Here is a 21612-nt window from a genome sequence, read left to right on the forward strand (position 1 = left end):
TACGGCTCCCGCGTGGCTTCGCGCGGGAGCCGTACCGCATGAATACGCCGAGTGAGGCGATGAGTTCAGGTAATGTCCGAACGGTGAAGCTGGCTTCCCGGATCGCCGTAGCTGGAGTCTGTTTCGTCACTCTGACGGGCTGCTCCGAGCAAGCCCAGCCCACTCTGGCGACATCGACGCGCGATCTGGTTCGCGCCGGGGAGGAACTGCTCGCCTCCGAACCGGTCCGGAGCGCGGGACAGTTCCAGATATCCGAGAAAGCCGACAAGGACTCCGGCACCGCCTGCGCCCCCGGCTCAAGACAACGGTTCTTCCGGGCGCAGGGGAACTTCGCCCGGCCGGGACAACAATCACCTGTCACCGCCGCCGGGCTGGTGCGCAGCGGACTCGTCCTGCTGAAGTTCGATCAGATCGTCGACAACCTGGATTTCTTCAGCGACGACCTATCGGTTGTGGTCATGCGCGACCCGCGCACGGCGGTGACGTTCATGGTCGCGGCCCGGACGACCGAGCCGAACATCCTTATCGTCGGAAAGACCGACTGTTTCAAGGCCGAAGAGTAGCTGGCGGACCCGCTCGCCGCGTCAGATGGGGGTGCGCGCGGCGGACGTACGGAGCTGTTCCGCTCTGCGGCGGAGGTTCCGCGCGGTGGCCCGGCACGACTCGATGAGCTCATCGAGCCCCCCGTCCAGTTGCTTCGCCTGGTCGGCGAACCTGCTCGCCGCGGGCCCGGTCCAATAGGGTCCGCTCTCGCCTGTGGTCAAGGGGACGCCCTTGAAGACCGACTCGAGTTGGCCAGCGTGAGCTTCCAGCGTCTCGGCGAGAGCCATGTGCTCGGCGGCCCATCGGAGGCTGCGATGCACATGTTCTTCCATGACTTCAGCCTCCCCGGGCCGCGAGGGCCTTTATCAGCGCGGGAGAGAGCCGCCCCGCGAATGCCTGCCTGATCTGGTCGGCGTCCGCCGCGGTGAGCGGCTCCTGCCCATGGGCCTCCAGCGAGTTCAGCACCGCGTCCACCTCAACGTCGACCAGTTTGCGGGTGACGACCTCGGCCGTGTCCTGGGTCTTCTTGTCGAGGTAGTCCTTGAGGATGTCCGCCACCTTCTCCTTCGGCCCGTCGGCTTGGCTCCCGACCGCCGCGCTCGTCAGATCCCCCAAATCCAGCATTGTCGTGACTCGGCCGACGGCGTAGTCGACAGGGAGCATGGCGGCGTCGCTGACCACGTCGATGAACTCGTCGTCATTGAATTCGGCGTACGCGGAACCGCCCAGGATCAGATTCGACAGCCCGCCAGCCTCAGCGCTCAGACGGGTGTATTCCGTACGGACCAACGGGTCGGAGCTGAACGGGTGTGCGCGCCCGATGTCCAGATCCCGCACGTGCGCCTGGAAGTCCGCCTGCAACGTCTTCACGGTGCCGGGGTCCTGCATGAGCGCGCCGACGAAACGGGCGGCCACGTCCACGTCGAGGTTCTTCCACGGGCCGGAGGGCGACACTCCCAACTCCGGAGAATGGGCATGGACCTGACCGCGTGCCAACTCCCCCAGATATGGCGTCAGGTTCTTGGCCAGCACCTGGTTGAGCGAAGAATTCTCGAATGAGGCGTAATGGCCGACGAGTTCCTCCGTGCCGTCGTAGCCGACCCCGTTGATCACATTGATCCAGGCCTGCTCCCGTGTGCCGGCTGATCCCGTCTGGGGGTCCAGCGCTCGATCCAGGACCATGGCGAGCAGGTCGGCGAAGCCTGGCGTACCGGTGCCCTTGACGAGGTCGGGGCTCAGTAGCTGACCGGCCACCTGCTTGTGGTCGGCCAGCAGCTTCTGCAGCGACTCCGGGTCGCCGGCGTAGGCGCCGACCACCAGGGCGGTGTTCCAGTCCGGATCGGGGAAGGCGGCAGAGAAGCCGGCGGTGTGCGAACCGAACTGGCGAATCGCCACCTCGTTGAGGAAGGCTCCGGACGGGCGGGCCAGCGCGACCATCGCCGACAAGGTGGCCGGATTGGCGCGGGTCAGCACGTCCTCACGCCACCCGTCCGGAAGACGCCCGGAAGCCTCGGCGGAGGTGAAGGCGACCGCGAGCGTCCCCAGCGACGCCTGCGCCGCTTGCAACTGTGCCAGAGCAAGGCCCCGGCCTGGTCCGCCGGTGTGGGCGTCCATCCATCGACCGAAGAGGGTCCGCAAGCGGTCAGGGCCGCCCAGCGCGGCCAGGAAGGCCGCAGCGTAAGCGGGATCGCGCGCGTCGGCGGTGCCACCGGACGTCATCGCCGCCTCCACCGCCGCCCACGCGCTCGGGGTGCCGTCAGCCAGATGCGCGGCCAGCGCATCAGCGACCGCGGCACCTTCCCGAGTACCCGCAGCAGCCGCCTGCTCCTGGCTGAGGAAGGACACCGACACCCATGTCAACGCCGGTGAACCGGTGGGCAGAACCTGGCTCAGCACCTGCAGCCGCCACCGAAGGTCCGCCTGCGAATCATGAAAAAACGCCCACGCCCGGTGCATCGCCGTGACGCCGCCCGTTCCGGCCCAGTCCGCACCCGCCTCGGCGATCGCGGCCTCCAGCCCGGGCCGTAGCCCCGCGAGAACGCTCTTCCCCGACTCCAGCCGCCGGATCAACGCTTGCACCCCGACTGGGTCCATCCCCATGACCTCGGCCACAGCGCCTCCCGGTCAGAGCCTAACCAGCCGGGCCGCGCCGGTACGCCAGACCTACAGCCTGGAACACCAGGTACACAAAGAGTTGCTATGGGGCTACATCGGTTAGTTCGTGCCAGAGTTCGGCTATCTGGGGGTCCAGGGCGGAGAGGGGGCCGTTGTTGTCGATGACGATGTCGGCGATGGCGAGGCGGGCCTCGCGGGTGGCCTGGGCGGCGATTCTGGCTTCGGCGTCTTCGGGGGTCATGCCGCGGATGGTGGTGAGGCGGGTGAGGCGGGTGGTGTCCTCGGCGTCCACGACGATGACCTTGTCGTACATGGGGGCGAGGTCGTTCTCGGCCAGGAGGGGGACGTCGTAGACGACGATGGCGTCGGCGGGGGCGGCGTCCTGGAGTTCGGCGACGCGGGCGCCGACCTTGGGGTGCACGATGGCGTTGAGGGCCTTGAGGCGGCCGGGGTCGGTGAAGACGATGCGGCCGAGGGCTTCGCGGTCGAGGGACCCGTCAGGGCGGAGTACGGCTTCGCCGAAGGTGGCGGTGATCTCGGCCAGGCCGGGGGTGCCGGGTTCGACGACCTCGCGGGCGATGAGGTCGGCGTCGATGACGAGGGCGCCCTTGGCGGCCAGGCGGCGGGCGACTTCGCTCTTGCCGGAGCCGATGCCGCCGGTGAGTCCGATCTTCACGACGGCAGCTTAGCCGGGCGGCGCAGATGCACCAGGGTCATGTGGTCCTGGAGGCGCTCGCGATGCGTCTCCCGGTAGCCCTGGCGCCGGTAGAGGCGCAGGTTGCCGTCGGAGAGGTGACCGGTGAACAGGTCGAAGGCGTGGACGTCGGGGTACTCGGCCAGGACGGCGTCGTGGATCGCGGCCAGCAGGTCCGTGCCGATGCCCTGGCCCTGCCGGTCGGGGGCGACGACCAACCGGCCGACGACGCAGGTGCGTCCGTGCTCCCCCGGTCCACCCACCTGCCCGCGCACCGCGCCGACGATCCGTCCGGCGTCCCTGGCGGCCAGGACGACGGCGGTCTCCACCACCTTGCTGAGCTGCTCCAGCGACTCGACCAGCGGAGCGATGAACGGATCCCCATAAAGCTGGGCCTCACTGACATAAGCGGCGCGCTGCAGCGTGAGAATCTCGCCGGCGTCCGCCACCCCGGCCCGTTCGATGCTCGCCATCCGGCCACCTTACCGACTGCCCGGGAACCACCGCCCGCCCTGAAGCGATCATGCCGCGGAAAACGAAAAGGCCCCGCCGAAGCGGGGCCCTTTACGGTGAACAGTTAGCTCTGGCCGCCCGCGAGCTTCTCGCGGAGGGCGGCGAGAGCCTCGTCGGAGGCGAGGGCGCCACCGGTCGAGGCCGCCGGGGCGGGGGTCTCGCCGGAGTAGCTGGACGGGGCGGCCTCGTTCGCCTCGGCCTCTTCGGCGCGGGCCTTCTCGACCTGCGTCTTGTGAGCCTCGAAGCGGGCCTGGGCCTCGGCGTACTGCCGCTCCCACTCCTCGCGCTGCTTGTCGAAGCCCTCGAGCCACTCGCCGGTCTCGGCGTCGAAGCCCTCGGGGTAGATGTAGTTGCCCTGGTCGTCGTAGGTCGCCGCCATGCCGTACAGCGTGGGGTCGAACTCGACGTCGACGCCGGCGCCCTCGTTGGCCTGCTTGAGCGACAGGCTGATGCGGCGACGGTCGAGGTCGATGTCGATGATCTTCACGAAGATCTCGTCGCCGACCTGGACGACCTGCTCGGGGATCTCGACGTGGCGCTCGGCCAGTTCGGAGATGTGGACCAGGCCCTCGATGCCCTCCTCGACGCGGACGAACGCGCCGAACGGCACCAGCTTGGTGACCCGGCCGGGCACGACCTGGCCGATCTGGTGGGTACGGGCGAACTGCTGCCACGGGTCTTCCTGCGTCGCCTTGAGCGAGAGGGAGACGCGCTCGCGCTCCATGTCGACGTCGAGCACCTCGACGGTGACCTCCTGGCCGACCTCGACGACCTCGGAGGGGTGGTCGATGTGCTTCCAGGACAGCTCGGAGACGTGCACGAGACCGTCGACGCCGCCGAGGTCCACGAAGGCGCCGAAGTTGACGATCGAGGAGACGACGCCCTTGCGGACCTGACCCTTCTGCAGGGTGTTGAGGAAGGTCTGGCGCACCTCGGACTGGGTCTGCTCGAGCCAGGCGCGGCGGGAGAGAACCACGTTGTTGCGGTTCTTGTCCAGCTCTATGATCTTCGCTTCGAGCTCGCGCCCCACGTACGGCTGGAGGTCGCGCACGCGGCGCATCTCCACCAGCGACGCCGGGAGGAAGCCGCGCAGGCCGATGTCGAGGATGAGACCACCCTTGACGACCTCGATGACCGTGCCGGTGACGATGCCGTCCTCGTCCTTGATCTTCTCGATCGTGCCCCAGGCGCGCTCGTACTGGGCGCGCTTCTTGGACAGGATCAGACGGCCTTCCTTGTCCTCCTTCTGGAGAACCAGGGCCTCGACGTGCTCACCCACGGCGACCACGTCGGCCGGGTCCACGTCGTGCTTGATGGAGAGCTCGCGGGAGGGGATGACACCCTCGGTCTTGTAGCCGATGTCGAGCAAGACCTCGTCTCGATCGACCTTGACGACTGTGCCTTCAACGATGTCTCCATCGTTGAAGTACTTGATGGTCTCGTCGATCGCGGCGAGGAAGGCCTCCTCGGAACCGATGTCGTTGACCGCTACCTGCGGGGTGCTCGAGGTGGCCTCAGTGCTGCTCGTCATGTGTGGAATTGCTCCGAACCGGACAGATGTCGTTGTGACCGAAGCGCGGCAGGCCCTGTTTCGTTCAACCAAGGAAGGGATGAGCGAGCGCGAGCCCGCTCCCTTTGAGGCGCGCGCGAGCCCACAGCGCAGCGATCAGCATATGAGACCTGACGGTTCTGGTCAATCGGAGGGGCACCCGAGTCCCTTAGTACTCGATGACCCTTTTAGGCCGCTTTGAACCTATATCACCATGGCGTTGCTTGGGCAAGGAGAGGCTATCGGGATCGCCGTCGGCGGTGTAGAGCTCCCCTGGGTGCTTCTTGAACCATTCCAGCCAGTACGTCGAGCACCACTTGCGGCAGTCCCCCGCCGTCCCGTTGGACTGGATGCGCTGGATCGCCCGGCGGTCGAAGTCCTCGTGGAACGGCGACACCGACGGCTCCGCCCCCGCCAGGAACACCCCGTCGAACTTGTACGACGTCCCGTCCCAGCTCCCCTTCTGCGCCAGGCTCCGCTTCCCCGGCTGCGACCCGAACGGCAGCGCGAAGGTCGTGGAGGACGGCACGCCGAACTTCTTCAGCAGCCGCTCCTGCCGGACGATCTGCTCCTTGACCTGCTTGGCCGTCAACCGCCGCAGGTCGGGATGGCCGTAGGAGTGGTTGGCCACCTCGAACCCGTGCTCCAGCAGCCACCGTACGGCCGCGGCCTGCTGGGCCTCGTCGGTCAGCCCGAACGGCTCCCGGTTGACCCAGAAGGTGGCGACCGGCCGGAAGGACGGGTGTTTGGCGGCCACGTCGTAGATGATGCCGACCGCGGTGTCCTTCTTCGGCAGGCCGGAGGCGTCCAGCGCGAAGTGGGTCGGGTTGCCGTCGTCGAAGGTCAGCACGACCGGGTGGCTGCCCGCCGGGATGTCGATGGCCCCGGCCACGAACTCGGCGGCGGTGATCGGCACGAACCCGCGGGTGGCCAGCTTCTCCAGCTCGGCCTTGAGCTGCGCCGGGGTCCGGTCGATGGAGGCCGAGCGTTTCCGCTGGATCCGGTGGTACATGAGCACCGGCACCTTGCCGAGTTCGTTGGCCTGGACCTTCCTGGCCGACTCGACGGTGGCGGGGACCGGCGCGGGCAGGGTCGCCACCGGTAATCGGGGCCTCGCCGGCGCCTTGACCCGGCCCGCTCCCCCACTGTCCGCCGAGGGCAGCACGGCGAGCACGACCAGGCCGATCGCCACGACGATCACGTTGGCGACGGCGGTCACCCCAGCAAGCTTGCGCACAGTCATCCGACCCTAGCGCGCGCCGGAGAACACTCGGTATCAATCCCCGATATCCCCCATGCCCGCCTCCGGGCCCAGCGTCAGTGGCCCGCGTCCTCCCAGGTGGTGCCGATCCCGACCGAGACGTCCAGCGGCACCCGCAGCCGGTAGGCGCCGCGCATGCGCTCGACCACGACCTCGCGCAGCGCGTCCAGCTCGCCCGGCGCGACCTCGAAGACGAGCTCGTCGTGGACCTGGAGCAGCATCCGGGACCGCATGCCCTCGATGGCCCGCTGCACGCTGAGCATGGCGACCTTGATGATGTCGGCCGCCGAGCCCTGGATGGGGGCGTTCAGCGCCATCCGCTCGGCCATCTCCCGGCGCTGCCGGTTGTCGCTGGTGAGGTCGGGCAGGTAGCGGCGGCGGCCGAGGATGGTCTCGGTGTAGCCGTCCTTGCGGGCCTGGGCGACGATGGCCTCCAGGTAGTCGCGGACCCCGCCGAACTCCTCGAAGTAGCCGTCCTTGAGCGCGCGCGCCTCGGCCACCGGGATGTTCAGCTGCCCGGACAGCCCGAAGTCGGACAACCCGTACGCCAAGCCGTAGTTCATGGCCTTGATCTTGGCGCGCATCTCGCCGGTGACGTTCTCCGGAGTGACGTCGAAGACCTTGGCGGCGGTGGCCAGGTGGAAGTCGTGGCCGGACTCGAACGCCTCGATCAGGGACGCGTCGCCGGACAGGTCGGCCATGATGCGCAGCTCGATCTGGCTGTAGTCGGCGGTGAGCAGCGTCTCGTAACCGGCGCCGACGACGAAGCCCTTGCGGATGCGGCGGCCCTCGGCGGTCCTGATCGGGATGTTCTGCAGGTTGGGCTTCTCGCTGGAGAGCCGGCCGGTGGCGGCCACGATCTGGTTGAACGTGGTGTGGATGCGGCCGTCGTCGCCGATCTCCTTGATCAGGCCCTCCACCGTGGTGCGCAGCTTCTGCTGGTCCCGATGCCTGAGCATGATCGTCGGCAGCTCGTGCTCGGTCTGCCCGGCCAGCCAGACCAGGGCGTCGGCGTCCGTGGTGTAGCCGGTCTTGGTCTTCTTGGTCTTGGGCAGGTTGAGCTTGACGAACAGGATCTCCTGCAGCTGCTTGGGCGAGCCCAGGTTGAACTGCTCGCCCACCGAGCCGTGCGCGGCCTCGGTGGCCTGTTTGACGGCGGCGGCGAACTCGGCCTCCAGGGCCGCGAAGTACTCCCGGTCGGCGGCGATGCCGGCCTGCTCCACCTCGGCCAGGACCCGGACCAGCGGCAGCTCCACGTCGGTCACCAGGCTGGTGCCGCCGCGCTCGGACAGGAAGCTCTCCAGCGCGATGGCCAGGTCGCGGACGGCCAGCGCGCGCACGCCCAGCTCCTGGGCGGCGGTGTCGTCCTCCTCGAACAGGCTGGTCTGGCCGTTGCCCTCGGTCTCGGCCTTCAGCTCGCGGTGCAGGTAGCGCAGGACCAGGTCGTCCAGCGGGAAGCTGCGCTGGCCGGGCAGGGCCAGGTAGGCGGCCAGCGCCGTATCGCAGGTCAGGCCGCGCAGGTCGAGCCCGTGCGCCCACAGGGCCAGCAGCGGGCCCTTGGCGTCGTGCACGGTCTTGGGCTTGCTCTCGTCGGCCAGCCAGGCGGCCAGGGCCTGCTCGTCCTCCGGGGTGAGCCCGGTCGGGTCCAGGTAGGCCGCCGAGTCGTCCGGGGAGGCGATGGCGATGCCGTCCAGGCGGCCGGTGCCGCTGCCGTACGCCCCGCGGAAGGCGAGGCCGGCGCGGCCCTCGGGGAGGGCGGCCAGCCAGGCGGCGACCTCGCCGGGGGCCAGGGTGGTGACCTCGACGTGGACCGCGCCCTCGATCTCCGGCTCGGCCGTGCCCAGGGTCTTGAACAGGCGCTCGCGCAGCTCGCCGCGGATCTGCAGCGAGTCCAGCAGTTCGTTGATCTTCTCGCGGTCCCACTGGCCCATGGTCAGCTCGGCGGGACGCACGTCCAGGGCCACGTCGCGCTTGAGCTCGGTCAGCATGCGGTTGTGGATGACCTGGCCGAGGTGCTCCCTGAGCACGCCGCCGGCCTTGCCCTTGACCTCGTCGGCCCGCCTGACCAGCTCGTCCAGCGAGCCGAACTCGGCGACCCACTTGATCGCGGTCTTCTCGCCCACGCCTGGCATGCTGGGCAGGTTGTCGCTGGGGTCGCCGCGCAGCGCCGCGAAGTCGGGATACTGCCGCGGGCTCAGCCCGTACTTCTCCCGGACGGCGTCGGGGGTGAAGCGGGTCATGTCGCTGATGCCGCGGCGGGTCATCAGGACCGTGATCCGGTCGTTCACCAGCTGGAGCGCGTCGCGGTCGCCGGTGACGATCAGCACGTCCATGTCCTCGGCGCCGGCCTGGTCGGCCAGGGTGGCGATGAGGTCGTCGGCCTCGAAGCCGGGCAGCGACAGGCGCGGGATGCGCAGGGCGTCGAGGAGTTCGAAGATGAGCTGGACCTGGCCGCGGAAGTCCTCGGGGGTCTCCGAGCGGTTCGCCTTGTACGCGGCGAACGCCTCGTGCCGGAAGGTCGGCTCGCTGCGGTCGAAGCAGACCACGATGTGCGTCGGCCGCTCGTCGCGCATGATGTTGGTCAGCATGGACGTGAAGCCATACACCGCCTCGGTGTGCTGGCCGTCGGTCGTCATGAGGTTGGCGTCCTTCAGCGCGTAGAACGCCCGGTAGGCCAGCGAGTGCCCGTCTAGGAGCAGGAGACGGGGACGGGTGGGGGTGGCTTCGTTCTTCGGCACACCCGCAGCCTAGTCTGCCCCTACGACAGAAAACCTGCGGAAGGAAGAGCCTTGACCCAAGAGCTCGTGGCCCTGATGAACGAGGCCGGGACCGGGCACCTGCCCGAGCGCATGGGCATCGAGTTCGTGGAGGCCACCGCCGAGCGCGTGGTGGCCCGCATGCCGGTGCGCGGCAACACCCAGCCGTACGGGCTGCTGCACGGCGGAGCGTCGGTGGTGCTGGCCGAGACGATCGGCTCCACGGCCGCCGCCATGCACGCCGGGACCGGCCGGATCGCGGTCGGCATCGAGATCAGCGCCACCCACCACCGCTCGGCCACCACCGGCTACGTCACCGGCGTCGCCACGCAGCTGCACGGCGGCCGCACCATCGCCTCTTACGAGATCGTCATCACGGATGACGAAGGCCGCCGCGTGTGCACCTCCCGCCTCACGTGCATGCTCCGCGATCAGTGACACTGACCGATCCTGCGGATCGGCGGGACCGTCGATTTCGCGCTCTCTTTGCGCACCGGCCCCAGGGGTCGCTAGCGTAGACCCCTCAGAGCCCGTGGAGAGACCGAGTAGACAACGTGCGCCGCCGGGGAAGCGGTCGCATGGTCCCAAAGGTCCGACCACGGGCTCTCAAGGTTTTCAGGCGCGGGCCAGGGTGCCGAGGTAGAGCTCGATCACCTTGGGGTCGTTCATCAGCTCCGCGCCGGTCGCGGTGTACGCGTTGCGCCCCTGGTCCAGCACGTAGCCGCGGTGGCAGATCTGCAGGCAGCGCCGGGCGTTCTGCTCCACCATGATGACCGTCACGCCCGCCTTGTTGATCTGCTGGGCCTGGATGAACACCAGGTCCTGCAGCTTGGGCGACAGGCCCGCCGACGGCTCGTCCAGCAGCAGCACCGACGGCTCGGTCATGAGCGCCCGCGCCATCGCCACCATCTGCCGCTCACCGCCGGACAGCGAGCCGGCCCGCTGCTTGCGGCGCTCCTTGAGCGCCGGGAAGATCTCGCAGACGAACTCGAAGCGCTCCCGGAACTTCTTGGGCACCTGGAAGGCGCCCATCTCCAGGTTCTCCTCGATGGTCAGGCTGGGGAACACGTTGTTGGTCTGCGGCACGTAACCCACGCCCCGGGAGACCAGCGCGTGCGCCTTCATGTTGGTGATGTCCTCGCCGTTGAGGACCACCGTGCCGCTGCGCACGTTCACCAGGCCGAACATGGTCTTGAGCAGGGTCGACTTGCCGGCGCCGTTGGGGCCGATGATGCCGACCAGCTCGCCGGCGCCGACGTACAGGTCGGAGCCGTTGAGGATGTTGACGCCCGGCACGTAGCCCGCGTACAGCTCGTCGCAGCGGAGGACGGCGTCCTTCGCGCCGGCCAGGTGGGCCGAGCGGCCGTTCTCGGTGGTGCTCACGCGCTGGCCTCCTTCTTCTCCTCGGATGCGGCGGCGGGCTCGGCAGGCTCAGCGGGCTCATTGGGCTCAGTGGGTTCGGCGTGCTCGATGCCCGCCTCCTCCTCCAGCTCGGCCTCGGCCGCCTGCAGCTGGAGCTCCGCCTCCTCCTGCGACAGCGGGGCGTCGTGGTGCGCGCCCAGGTAGGCGTCGATCACCCGGGAGTCGGACATGATGGTGTCCGGCGGCCCCTCGGCGATCACCGCGCCCTGCGCCATCACGATGACCCAGTCGCTGATGTCCCGGACCATGTCCATGTCGTGCTCCACGAACAGGACGGTCATGCCCTGGTCGCGCAGGTCCTTGACGTGGCCGAGCAGGGACTGGGTGAGGGCCGGGTTGACGCCCGCCATGGGCTCGTCCAGCATGACCAGCTCCGGCTCGACCATCAGCGCCCTGGCCATCTCCAGCAGCTTGCGCTGGCCGCCGGAGAGCGACCCGGCGAAGTCGTCGCGCTTCTTGTCCAGCTTGAAGCGCTCGAGCAGCTGCTCGGCGCGCTCGGTGATGGCGTCCTCCTGGCCCCGCCAGATGGACTGGACGAACGCCCGGAAGAAGTTCTCGCCCTTCTGCCCCTGCGCGCCGAGCCGCATGTTCTCCAGCACGGTGAGCTTGGACAGCGCCTTGGTGAGCTGGAAGGTGCGGACCATGCCGCGCCGGGCCACCTTGTGCGCGGGCACCCCGTTGAGGCGCGCGCCGTTGAACGTCCACTCGCCGGCGTCGGCGGTGTCGAAGCCGGTGAGCTGGTTGAAGAAGGTGGTCTTGCCGGCGCCGTTGGGGCCGATCAGGGCGGTGATGGAGCCGCGCTGGATCTCCACGTGGTCCACGTCGACGGCGGTGAGGCCGCCGAACCTGCGGACGACCTTGTCCACCACCAGGATGGGGTCGGGCTTGCGTACGCCGGGCTCGGACTCCAGGCCCGCGAAGGCGGCTTGGGCTTTCGCCTTGAAGCCGATGGGTTCAGCGTGCATCGAGCGCGATCTCCCTCTTGTCGCCGAAGATGCCCTGTGGCCGGAAGACCAGCAGCAGGATCAGGCCGAGGCCGACGAGCATGAAGCGCACCGGGCCGACCTGGGTGGTGGTCATGAAGGTGATGTAGCCGGCGCTGACGGCCTCGCTGAGGGTGTTGCCGACGAGCACGAGCAGGACCCAGAAGATGGAGGCGCCCAGCACCGGGCCGAACACCCGGGCCGCGCCGCCGAGGATCACGATCGTGTACGCGTAGAACGTCAGCTCGGTGCCGAACACGTCGGGCTGCACCGAGGCGAACGCCAGCGCGTACACGAAGCCGCCGAAGCAGCCCACGACGCCGCCCAGGATCAGGGCCTGCATCTTGTACGAGAAGACGTTCTTGCCGAGGCTGCGCACCGCGTCCTCGTCCTCCCGGATGGCCTTCAGCACGCGGCCCCACGGGCTCTTCATGAGCAGGTAGATGGCCAGGCAGGAGATGCCGACCAGGAACCAGCCGAGCACGAGCACCCAGAGCACCCGCTCGCTGAACCCGAACGGGCCGATGCCGTACTGGCCGGGCGGGAAGGGGTTCATGTCGTAGAAGGTGCCGGAGAAGGCGCGCCGGCCGTCGGAACCGCCGAAGACGTCCTTGAACGCCACCGACCGGAAGATCAGCCGGACGATCTCGGCGGCCGCGATGGTCACGATGGCCAGGTAGTCGGCCCGGAGTTTCAGCGTGGGCACGCCGAGCAGGAACGCGAAGACCACCACGCTGGCCAGGCCGACCACGATGCCGAGCCAGAACGGCAGGCCGAAGGTGGAGACGATCACGGCGAGGCCGTACCCGGCGACGCCGAGGAAGGCCGCCTGGCCGAAGTTGAGCAGTCCGCTGTAGCCGAACTGGATGTTCACCCCGAGGGCGGCCAGCGCGTACACGACCGTCTCGACGCCGACGGCGGCTTCGACGGTGGTGACGAGAATTGTGAGCCAGTCCACGAACGTCCCCCCTTAACCGATCCGCTCGCGGCGGCCGAGAATGCCCTGCGGCCGCAGCAGCAGGACGATGATGAGCACGGCCAGCGCGCCCAGGCTCTTCAGCTCCGGCGGCACCCAGAGGGTGGAGAGCTGGATGAACAGGCCCACGACCAGGGCGCCGACCAGGGCGCCGAAGGCGGTGCCGAGCCCGCCCAGGGTGACCCCGGCGAAGATCAGCAGCAGCATGTCCTGGCCCATCTGGTACTGCACGTTCTGGGAGAGCCCGAGCATGACCCCGGCCAGGGCCGCGACGGCGCCGCCGGCGGTCCAGATGATCCGGATGACCCGGTCCACGTTGATGCCGGAGGAGGCGGCCAGGGCGGGGTTGTCGGCGACCGCGCGGGCCGCCTTGCCGGTCCTGGTCTTGAGCAGCGCGAGCCCGGCGACGATCAGCACGGTCAGCTCGATGCCCATCGCGATGAAGTTCTTGGGAGCGGCGGTGATCGGGCCCACGTCGATGCCGGGCTGGCCCGCGTACTCGTTGTACGGCAGGCTCTGCGGCCCGAAGAAGAACAGGATCGCGTAGCGCAGGAACAGCGCCACACCGATCGAGATGATCATCATGCCGATCAGGCCGGTCCCCCGGCCGCGCAGCACTCCCCAGAAGTAGCGGTCCTGGAGGTAGCCGAACGCGCCGCCCATCACGACCGCGACGACGCCGGCGAGGATGACGGGAAGGCCGACGACGCTGCTGAAGAAGAAGGTGAAGACGGCGCCGAGGGTGACCAGCTCGCCGTGGGCGAAGTTGGTCAGGCCGGTGGTGCCGAAGATCAGCGACAGGCCCATCGCGGCGAGCGCGATGATCAGGCCGAGGTTGAAGCCCTCGAAGGTCAGCTGCGCCACGCGGGTCCACCAGCGGCTCTCCGCGCTCGCCTCGGGCTCCTCACCGGGCTGCGCGGCGCCGTCGGCGGCGACCAGGGCGAACAGCACGGTCGAGACGTTGCCCTCGAAGACGCTCGGGGTTCTGGTGAGGTTTCCGCCACGCACCGCGGCGTTGGGCGGAAGGGTGCTGGCGTCCAGCTTGACGGTGTACTTGCCCGTCGCGGGGACGGGGACCTCCCACGCGCCCTTGGCGTCACTGGTCGCCTCGCCGACCGGCGCGCCGGACTCGGTGGTGACCGTTATCTTCACGCCGTTCACAGGCTGGCCTTGGAATGTGAGTGTGCCCCTCAGCCCCTCGCCTTCGGCCCAGGCGTTGGCCGCCCCAGCCGAGAGCAGGATGATGAGGCCACCCAGGAAGGCCGTGAACGCGATCACGGCTCTACGCAATGGAGCTCCCTTAGTAGGTCATGGTTGAGGTTGTGCCTCGCCCATCCCGAACACGCGACATCGCATTGAGTGTGCAATGTGCTGGCGGGAGCATAGCCCCGCGTCGCCCGGTTAAGGCCTTTTCGTCACCAATAAGTGACCAGCTTGTTTGTTTACCTAGGAGGCGCAGCCGCTGACGACGGAATCAGCGGCGGGACGGTACTCCTTCAGGAGCTCCACCTGCTGGTCACGGGGGAGGTGGCCGTCCGACAGCGCCTTGGTGGTACGGGTGACGGTCGCGACCGGCTCGGCGAGGCCGGCGGGCATGGCGGGGCCGTACGTGAGGACGATGCCCTGGAGCTCGGCCAGGCGGCCGATGACGGCGTCCTCAAAGTTCTGGGTGTCCTCCTGGCCCTCGGGGACGAGCAGGAGACCCGCGTAGCCGATGGCGGAGACCACACGCGCGCACGGATCGTCATCGGGGTCGCCCCCGGTGGCGAACTGCCTCGCGGGGGCCTGCTGGCTGCAGGCGACCAGCGTGGCCACGGCCGCGGCCACGGCGATCAATGCCTTGTTGCGTGCTTTCACGCCGAGCATCCTTCTAGACAGGCCCAGAAACGACAAGGGCCGCCGAACCCCGGGGGGCTCGGCGGCCGTCAACCCGTGGGTGCCTCAGCCGGCGATGTTGCCGGTGCGGTACTCCAGGGCCTTGGTGTCGTAGGTGTTGTCCGGGCCGTACTGGTAGATGCCGATGGTGGCCACGGCGGGGTCACCGGCGTCGTTGAACTCGACCGGACCGCTGACGCCGTCGTAGTCGATGTCCTTGCCGGCCTTCAGCAGGTCGGCGCAGGTCTTGAAGTCGGTGCACTTCTCGCCGCCCTTGCTGACCTCGCCCAGCTTGGCGGCGATGTCCACGCCCGCGTCGCTCTTGGCGGCCTCGGCGGCCAGGGCGATCAGGTTGGTGGCGTCGTACGACTCGGCCGAGTAGCTGAAGTCGGTCAGGTCGGCGTTGATGGCCTTGAGCTTGGCCTGGAAGGCGTCAGGGGCGGCCGCGCCGGGCAGGGTGGCCTTGACGCCGTCCATGGTGCCCTTGGGGAACTCGAGGAAGTTCTCGTTGGAGAGGTTTCCGTCGACCAGGTACCACTTGTGCTTGTCGGTGGTGAGGCCCTGCTTGATCAGCTCCTGCATGACCTTGACGGTCTCGGCGAAGCCGATGAGCACGATGCCCTTGGGGTTGGCGGCCTTGAGCTTGGCCACGTCCGCCGAGAAGTCGGTCGCCTTGGGGTCGTAGATGATCTTCTCGACCACTTCGCCACCGCCGCTGACGACGGCCTTCTCGGTGTTGTCGGCGAGACCGGTGCCGTACGCGTCCTGGAGGGCCAGGATGCCCACGGTGTCGTTGCCGTCCGCGACGACCAGGTCGCCCAGGACGCGGCCCTGGAGCACGTCCGGCGGCGCGGTGCGGAAGTAGAGGCCCTTGTCGGCGTAGGTGGTCAGCTCGTCAGAGGTGTTGGCGGGCGAGAAGTGCACCACGCCCGCACCGGTGATCTTGTCGATGACCGACAGCGAGACACCCGAGGAGGCGGCGCCCACGATGGCGTCCGCGTTCTGGGCCAGCAGCTTGTCCACCGACTGCGACGCGATGTTGGTCGAGGTGTCGCCCGAGTCGGTGTGGTTCTTGACAACAGGCTTGCCGAGCACGCCGCCAGCCGCGTTGATCTCCTCAACAGCAAGGTCGACACCGGCGAACTCAGGCGGGCCCAGGATCGCGAGGCTGCCGGTCTGCGGCAGCAGGGTGCCGATGGTGAGCACACCATCGCCCTTCGCTGCGGCGGGCGCGGACGACGAAGCGGCCGGTGCCGAGGTCGCCGGCGCGGCGGTCTCCTCGCCACCACCACAGGCCGTCAGGGCGAGGCTGGCCACCGTGGCGACCGCCAGCACGCGCCCGAGGGGGGCAATGCGGGTCATGAAGTGTCTCCTTCATCCATGCCCGGGACACGCCAGAGGGGTCGGCGTGTAACCCGATCGAATGCGGAAAACGTACATAACACCACACCGCTCTGACCAGGAATGCATCAGAACTGACGGCACTTGGATGCGGAGTCGTAATAAGTCCTCAACCTAGCCCGGCCATGCCGTTGACCTGGAACGTCGCGGACGAATGCGGCGAAAGCCGCAAGATCCCCCAGGCTGCCGGTCCAAGACCATCCCAGGTCAGGATGGTCCGGCGGCCTCCGTGACGACCACCTGGGCCACCTGGCGCATGCTCAGGCGCCGGTCCATGGAGGCCTTCTGGATCCACCGGAACGCCTGCGGCTCGGTCCAGCCGTGCTGGGCCATCAGCAGGCCCTTCGCCCGCTCCACCAGCTTCCTGGTCTCCAGCCGCTCGGAGAGGGTGGTGACCTCCTTCTCCAGCGCGGCGATCTCCTCGTGCCTGCTGACCGCCATCTCGATGGCCGGGACCAGGTCGCCCTTGGTGAAGGGCTTCACCAGATACGCCATGGCGCCCGCGTCCCTGGCCCGCTCGACCAGGTCGCGCTGGGAGAACGCGGTCAGGATCAGGCACGGCGCGATGCGCTCGGACACGATCCGCTCGGCCGCCGAGATCCCGTCCAGGACCGGCATCTTCACGTCCAGGATGACCAGGTCGGGGCGGAGCTCGGTGGCCAGCTTGACGGCCGTCTCCCCGTCGCCCGCCTCACCCACGACCGCATAGCCGTCCTCTTCCAGCATCTCCTTCAGGTCGAGGCGGATCAGTGCCTCGTCTTCCGCGATCACCACTCGCCGCTGCGTTCCAGTCACGCACAAGAGGTTACCGACGTCCGCTACTGTAGGAACACGCCCGGGGGCCGGTACGGCGCATGATCCCGGACGGCGAGCTGCCCTGATATCCCAACGGCAGAGGAAATGGTCTCAAACACCATCTAGTGTGGGTTCGAATCCCACTCAGGGCACAGAAACGGCCCGCCGAGCGCTGCTCGGCGGGCGGTTCTCGTTCTGTGGTCAGGCCGGTGGTCAGGCCTGCGGGTGAGCCACCGCGGAGCCGATGGTGTGCACCCGGAGGGCGTTGGTGGAGCCGGGGTTCCCGGGCGGGGAGCCGGCCACGATAACGATCTTGTCACCCTTCTCGAACTCGCCGAGGGCGAGCAGCGAGGCCTCCACCTGGCGGACCATGTCGTCGGTGTGGTGCACGAAGGGGACCTGGAAGGTCTGCACGCCCCAGGTGAGCGCCAGCTGGCCGCGGATCTGCGGGTTGGAGGTGAAGGCGATCAGCGGGATCGGCGAGCGGTAGCGGGCCAGGCGGCGCGCGGTCTCGCCGGACATGGTGAAGGCCACCAGGGCCTTCGCGCCGACGATGGCGCCCACCTCGGCCGCCGCGCGGGCGATGGCGCCGCCGGTGGTCTCCGGGCGGCGGTCCAGGTTGTGGGTGGCGTGCAGGGTGGCGCTCTCGGCCGCGGTGGCGATCTTCGCCATGGTGGCGACGGAGTCGATCGGGTAGCTGCCGACGGAGGTCTCGCCCGAGAGCATGACCGCGTCCGCGCCGTCCATCACCGCGTAGGCCACGTCGGAGGCCTCGGCGCGGGTCGGGCGGGGGGCGCTCATCATGGAGTCGAGCATCTGGGTGGCGACGATCACCGGGTGCGCCTTCTCCCGGCACAGCTCGATGATCCGGCGCTGCACGATCGGGACCTGCTCCAGCGGCAGTTCCACGCCGAGGTCGCCGCGGGCCACCATGACGCCGTCGAAGGCGTCGATGATCTCCTCCAGGCACTCCACCGCCTGCGGCTTCTCCACCTTGGCCAGCAGCGGCAGCCGGACGCCCTCCTCGTCCATGATCTTGTGCACGATGACGGCGTCCTCGGGGGAGCGCACGAACGACAGCGCGATCATGTCGAAGCCGGTGCGGAGGGCCCAGCGCAGGTCCTCCTCGTCCTTCTCGGTGAGCGCCGGGGCGCTGACCGCGACACCGGGCAGGTTGAGGCCCTTGTTGTCGGAGATCATGCCGCCCACCACCACGCGGGTGGTGACCCGCGGCCCCTCGACCGCGGTCACCTCCAGGTTGAGGCGGCCGTCGTCGACCAGGATGGTGTCGCCGGGGGCGACGTCCCCGGGCAGGCCCTTATAGGTCGTGGAGACGATGTCGCGATCACCGGGCACGTCCTCGGTGGTGATCGTCAGCACGTCGCCGACGCCGAGCCGCACCGGCCCGGACGCGAACTTGCCCACGCGGATCTTGGGGCCCTGCAGGTCGGCGAGTACGCCGACGGCGCGGCCGCAGTCGGCGGCCGCTTCACGCACCCGGTCGAGGATCTCCTGGTGCAGCTCATGGCTGCCGTGGGAGAGGTTGAACCGCGCCACGTCCATTCCCGCCGCGATCAGCTCGCGGAGGCGCTCCGGTGAGGAGGTGGCGGGACCGAGGGTACAAACGATCTTAGCTCGACGACTCACGAGTCCTAGCCTAATTGGTCCAGACCACTTGATAGTGACGGCTTCCATTGCTGTGGCCTAATTGTCAGTGACTTCACGCGATCGCTTAGGTGTCCTAGCCTTACCCGCTATGGGGCATTTCAGGAGGTTAGCCGCCGTCTCGACGCTGTTGAGCGTCATCGCGTGCGGTGGACAGGCTACCGAATCAACCGAGCCCCCAACCGGTGTTTCGGTTGCGTTGCAGCAGTTGCGTTCCGATGTCCCGGTCCACCGGGTGCGGGTGGCCGTCACCAACACGACCACGACACCCGTCTATTTCAGTGAACTCCAGGTGTTGTCCGACTCCTTCGAGCCTATGCCTCCCAAACGGGTGGACATGGCGCTCGGCCGTACCGTCCGGACCGACTTCCCCGTGCCATACGGCCCGGCCCGGTGTGACCCGAAGACCATCCCGGCCCCCAAGCCCGCCGTGATCGTGGCGAAGCTCCGGGTGGGCGACGAGCCGCTGCGTGAGGTCAGGTATCCGGTGCCGGCCGGGGATCCGCTGCTGGCCCGGCTGGTGCGTACGGAATGCGCTCAGTTCATCCTGAAGCAGGCGATCGAGGTGTCGTTCGGGTCCGAGTGGACCCGGGAGGGCGACTCGCTGCGCGGGGTGCTGTCCGTGGTCAGGAAGGGCGGCGGGGGCGAGCCGGTCACGGTCGACGACGTGGGGGCGACCACGCACTTCGATCTGAAGCCGGCGTCCGGGAAGCGCAAGCCGATCGCCGTGCTCACGGGGGCGAGCCTGGAGATCCCGGTGCTGGTGACCTCGTCGCGGTGCGACCCGCACGCGTTCGCGGAGGCGAAGCAGGCGTACCTGTTCCCGCTCTGGGGCACCCCGCCGGGGGTCGGCGAGACGTACACGATGGAGGTCGTGCCGCCGAAGCCGGTGCAGGAGCGGTTCTGGGACTACGCCGTGGATCTCTGCGGCCTGCCGAGCTGAGCGCGCAGGACCCAGGCCCAGGAGACCACGATCAGGCCGATGACGAGCCAGCGCACCAGCCCGACGTACTCGGCCGGGTAGACGACGCCTTCGATGTAGGTGTCGATGAATCCGCCCGGCTTCAGGCCGTTCGCGCCCGCGTGGGCGCGGCCCCAGTTCTCCAGCCAGGTGAGCGGGCACTCGACCAGCCCGGTGATCTGCACCAGACCCCAGGCGGCGAAGCCGAGGTGGGGCCAGATCAGGCGGGGCCACCGCCAGGCGAGGAACCCGCCCAGCGCGATGTACGCGATCACGACGAAGTGCGTGACCATCGCGACTTCCCAGACAGCCCGGTAAAACATGATTCCACGCTAAGCCGGGCGCGTCCCCGGCGGATCCGCCCTCTTACTCAGAGCGTACCCAGCGCGGTGCTCAGGCCTTCTTGGGTAGCGTGACCGCCCGGAACGCGTTGGCCACCCCGTGCCCGAAGAACCCGTTCCGCTTCACCGTGCCCTCGCACACCTGCACGTTCTTCACCGAGTACTGGTACGCCCTGGGCTTCGGGCACGCCTTCGGCTTGGCCGACTCGTACAGCAGGCGCTCGGCGGTCGCCGGGTCCAGGTGGAGGCCGCCCCGGCCCGGCTTGCCGAACCGCGCGACCAGCAGCGCCACCACGCCGGTGACGTGCGGGGCCGCCATGGAGGTGCCCTCCAGGTACTGGTAGTAGGCGCACCTGCCGCGCGAGCAGCTCTTGAGCACCGCGGGGCTCAGCGGCCGGCCGCGCTTGTCGATCTGCTTCTGGGCGCGCAGCGCCTTGGTGGGCGCGGCGGCCAGGATCTCCCTGGCCGAGGCCTTGAGCCGGGTGTCCCCGTCGAGGAGGTCGCCGCCGGGGGCCGCCACGTCGGCCTGCTCCAGGCCGTAGTCGGAGTAGATCGCCTTGCGGCCGCTCGGGCCGAGCGAGGTGACGGAGATGACGCCGTCCAGCTCGGTGGGCACGTTCAGGCAGGAGTTGTCGACCTTGCGCTCGCGCTCGGCGCCGACCGGGTAGTCCGGGCTGGTCGTGTCCTCGGTGATCTTGCCCAGGTCCAGGCCGCTGTTGCCGATGGCCGAGACGAGGGTCACGCCGCGCGCGCGGGCGTAGCCGAGCGCCCGCTTCATGCCCTCCACGATGCCCCGCTGCTCCTGCTGCTGGGCGGGCGTGTCGGCCGGGTTGCTGGCGCAGTTGAACATCCACGGGTCCACGTAGAAGGACATGTTGACCACGTCGATGCCCTTGTCGCCCGCGTACATGAGGGCGTCCATGGTGGGCTTGAGGAAGAAGAAGCCCGAGTCGTGGCCGGCCCGCAGGTTGACCAGGGAGACGCCGGGCGCGACGCCGCCGATGCCCACGCCGTTCAGCGGCGAGCCGATCGTGCTGGCCACGTGCGTGCCGTGGCCGTCGTCGTCCACGTCGGCGGGGTCCTTGCAGCTCTTGTACTCGCACGGGCCGTCGAGGGTCGCCCCGTTGGGGTCCTTCGGGATGTCGGTGACGAAGTTGCGGCTCAGCTTGCGGTTGAAGTTCGGGGCGATGTCGGGGTGTTTGCCGTCGATGCCGGTGTCGATCACGCCGACCAGCACCTTGTGACTGCCGCGCTCCCGGGAGTACGACCCGGCGGGCGTGGCGCCGATCATCCGCATGTCCCACTGGTGGCGGGCCAGCGGCTCGCTCGCCGGGATCTTCCTGGCCTCCGTGCCGCTCTCCCCGGCGGGGGCCTGTCGCGGGGCACCGGGCGGGCCCGGGTCGAACCAGGCGGCCCGGGTGGCCGCGCCGATCTTGCGGTCGCTCGCCACGGCGGCCACGGCCGGGCTGGCGTCCACGCGGACGGGGTCGGCGGTGCGGGCGAGCAGGTAGCCGATCCTGGGCTCCTCGCCGGTCACCGTCCCGCCGGAGGCGGTCACCGCCCGCGCGGCGGCGTCCCTCCCGCCGGGGACGTAGAAGACCAGGTACTCCCGGGGTGGATCCGGATCCTTGGCCGCGGACGCCGGCCGGAGCCAGGCGAGAGCCGTACCCAGCAGTGCCGCCGACATCCCGAGCGCCAGAAACCGGGCCGCCCGCCGCTGCTCGCTCAACGATCCTCCTCGCACAGGAATAAGATCATTCTT

Annotated in this window: 20 protein-coding genes and 1 tRNA gene; 4 read left to right on the forward strand and 17 right to left on the reverse strand. The window is 68.9% G+C overall.

Features of this window, described 5'->3' with window-relative positions; translation table 11 throughout:
* Window positions 1-563, forward strand: a 563-nt coding sequence (locus Aph01nite_RS22955) for a hypothetical protein (RefSeq protein WP_204043024.1), incomplete at its 5' end; no start/stop codon positions are given.
* Window positions 564-584: 21 nt separating this feature from the next.
* On the opposite strand, the gene Aph01nite_RS22960 is transcribed toward Aph01nite_RS22955, so the two are convergent.
* From Aph01nite_RS22960 to polA, 7 genes are all read right to left on the reverse strand, one after another.
* The gene (locus Aph01nite_RS22960; RefSeq protein WP_204043025.1) at window positions 585-875 is read right to left on the reverse strand and encodes a WXG100 family type VII secretion target; all 291 of its coding nucleotides are present in this window, start codon (window positions 873-875) and stop codon (window positions 585-587) included.
* Window positions 876-879: 4 nt separating this feature from the next.
* Window positions 880-2655 (reverse strand): hypothetical protein, encoded by a 1776-nt coding sequence (locus Aph01nite_RS22965; RefSeq protein ID WP_204043026.1) that lies wholly within the window; start codon window positions 2653-2655, stop codon window positions 880-882.
* 85 nt (window positions 2656-2740) lie between these two features.
* Complete coding sequence (gene coaE / locus Aph01nite_RS22970) at window positions 2741-3328, reverse strand: dephospho-CoA kinase (RefSeq protein WP_204043089.1); 588 nt, start codon at window positions 3326-3328, stop codon at window positions 2741-2743.
* A gap of 2 nt (window positions 3329-3330) precedes the next feature.
* Entirely contained in the window at window positions 3331-3825 is a 495-nt protein-coding gene (locus Aph01nite_RS22975) for a GNAT family N-acetyltransferase (RefSeq protein ID WP_204043027.1), read from the reverse strand.
* Between the two features lie 104 nt (window positions 3826-3929).
* Complete coding sequence (gene rpsA / locus Aph01nite_RS22980) at window positions 3930-5396, reverse strand: 30S ribosomal protein S1 (RefSeq protein ID WP_204043028.1); 1467 nt, start codon at window positions 5394-5396, stop codon at window positions 3930-3932.
* Between the two features lie 187 nt (window positions 5397-5583).
* Window positions 5584-6651 (reverse strand): polysaccharide deacetylase family protein, encoded by a 1068-nt coding sequence (locus Aph01nite_RS22985; protein WP_239161893.1) that lies wholly within the window; start codon window positions 6649-6651, stop codon window positions 5584-5586.
* An 80-nt stretch (window positions 6652-6731) separates the two neighbouring features.
* Window positions 6732-9413, reverse strand: coding sequence for a DNA polymerase I (gene polA, locus Aph01nite_RS22990; RefSeq protein ID WP_204043030.1), 2682 nt, complete (start codon window positions 9411-9413; stop codon window positions 6732-6734).
* A gap of 75 nt (window positions 9414-9488) precedes the next feature.
* Between polA and Aph01nite_RS22995 the strand changes: the two genes are divergently transcribed.
* Window positions 9489-9869, forward strand: a complete 381-nt coding sequence (locus Aph01nite_RS22995; protein ID WP_204043090.1) for a PaaI family thioesterase — start codon at window positions 9489-9491, stop codon at window positions 9867-9869.
* A 177-nt stretch (window positions 9870-10046) separates the two neighbouring features.
* Here Aph01nite_RS22995 and Aph01nite_RS23000 read toward each other — a convergent pair whose 3' ends face one another.
* The 7 genes from Aph01nite_RS23000 to Aph01nite_RS23030 form a co-directional block, all read right to left on the reverse strand.
* Window positions 10047-10814: an ABC transporter ATP-binding protein gene (locus Aph01nite_RS23000; RefSeq protein WP_239161894.1), complete on the reverse strand. Its 768-nt coding sequence runs from the start codon at window positions 10812-10814 to the stop codon at window positions 10047-10049.
* Window positions 10811-11818, reverse strand: coding sequence for an ABC transporter ATP-binding protein (locus Aph01nite_RS23005; RefSeq protein WP_204043031.1), 1008 nt, complete (start codon window positions 11816-11818; stop codon window positions 10811-10813). Before Aph01nite_RS23005 ends, Aph01nite_RS23000 begins: the two co-directional genes overlap by 4 nt.
* Window positions 11808-12794 (reverse strand): branched-chain amino acid ABC transporter permease, encoded by a 987-nt coding sequence (locus Aph01nite_RS23010; protein WP_204043032.1) that lies wholly within the window; start codon window positions 12792-12794, stop codon window positions 11808-11810. The genes Aph01nite_RS23005 and Aph01nite_RS23010 overlap by 11 nt, the downstream gene beginning before the upstream one ends.
* 12 nt (window positions 12795-12806) lie before the next feature.
* Window positions 12807-14102: a branched-chain amino acid ABC transporter permease gene (locus Aph01nite_RS23015; protein ID WP_239161895.1), complete on the reverse strand. Its 1296-nt coding sequence runs from the start codon at window positions 14100-14102 to the stop codon at window positions 12807-12809.
* Window positions 14103-14258: 156 nt separating this feature from the next.
* Window positions 14259-14669 carry a hypothetical protein gene (locus tag Aph01nite_RS23020; protein WP_204043033.1) on the reverse strand — a complete coding sequence of 137 codons (411 nt, stop codon included), beginning with the start codon at window positions 14667-14669 and terminating at the stop codon, window positions 14259-14261.
* 84 nt (window positions 14670-14753) lie between these two features.
* A complete protein-coding gene (locus Aph01nite_RS23025; protein ID WP_204043034.1) occupies window positions 14754-16049 on the reverse strand; it encodes an ABC transporter substrate-binding protein in 1296 nt (431 codons plus the stop codon).
* Window positions 16050-16295: 246 nt separating this feature from the next.
* Complete coding sequence (locus Aph01nite_RS23030; protein WP_239161896.1) at window positions 16296-16889, reverse strand: ANTAR domain-containing response regulator; 594 nt, start codon at window positions 16887-16889, stop codon at window positions 16296-16298.
* Between the two features lie 73 nt (window positions 16890-16962).
* Between Aph01nite_RS23030 and Aph01nite_RS23035 the strand changes: the two genes are divergently transcribed.
* Window positions 16963-17035, forward strand: a tRNA-Leu gene (locus tag Aph01nite_RS23035).
* A 61-nt stretch (window positions 17036-17096) separates the two neighbouring features.
* Here Aph01nite_RS23035 and pyk read toward each other — a convergent pair.
* A complete protein-coding gene (pyk, locus tag Aph01nite_RS23040; protein ID WP_204043035.1) occupies window positions 17097-18530 on the reverse strand; it encodes a pyruvate kinase in 1434 nt (477 codons plus the stop codon).
* A gap of 226 nt (window positions 18531-18756) precedes the next feature.
* Between pyk and Aph01nite_RS23045 the strand changes: the two genes are divergently transcribed.
* Window positions 18757-19491, forward strand: a complete 735-nt coding sequence (locus Aph01nite_RS23045; RefSeq protein WP_204043036.1) for a hypothetical protein — start codon at window positions 18757-18759, stop codon at window positions 19489-19491.
* Here the strand turns inward: Aph01nite_RS23045 and Aph01nite_RS23050 are convergent.
* Together Aph01nite_RS23050 and Aph01nite_RS23055 are read right to left on the reverse strand one after the other, a co-directional pair.
* Complete coding sequence (locus tag Aph01nite_RS23050; protein WP_204043037.1) at window positions 19458-19832, reverse strand: DUF2784 domain-containing protein; 375 nt, start codon at window positions 19830-19832, stop codon at window positions 19458-19460. The two genes, Aph01nite_RS23045 and Aph01nite_RS23050, sit on opposite strands and share 34 nt — an antisense overlap.
* A gap of 70 nt (window positions 19833-19902) precedes the next feature.
* Window positions 19903-21579 carry a S8 family peptidase gene (locus tag Aph01nite_RS23055; protein ID WP_239161897.1) on the reverse strand — a complete coding sequence of 559 codons (1677 nt, stop codon included), beginning with the start codon at window positions 21577-21579 and terminating at the stop codon, window positions 19903-19905.
* Between the last annotated feature and the right edge of the window lie 33 nt (window positions 21580-21612).

Origin of the sequence: Acrocarpospora phusangensis, assembly GCF_016862995.1 — a bacterium.
GTDB lineage: Bacteria > Actinomycetota > Actinomycetes > Streptosporangiales > Streptosporangiaceae > Acrocarpospora > Acrocarpospora phusangensis.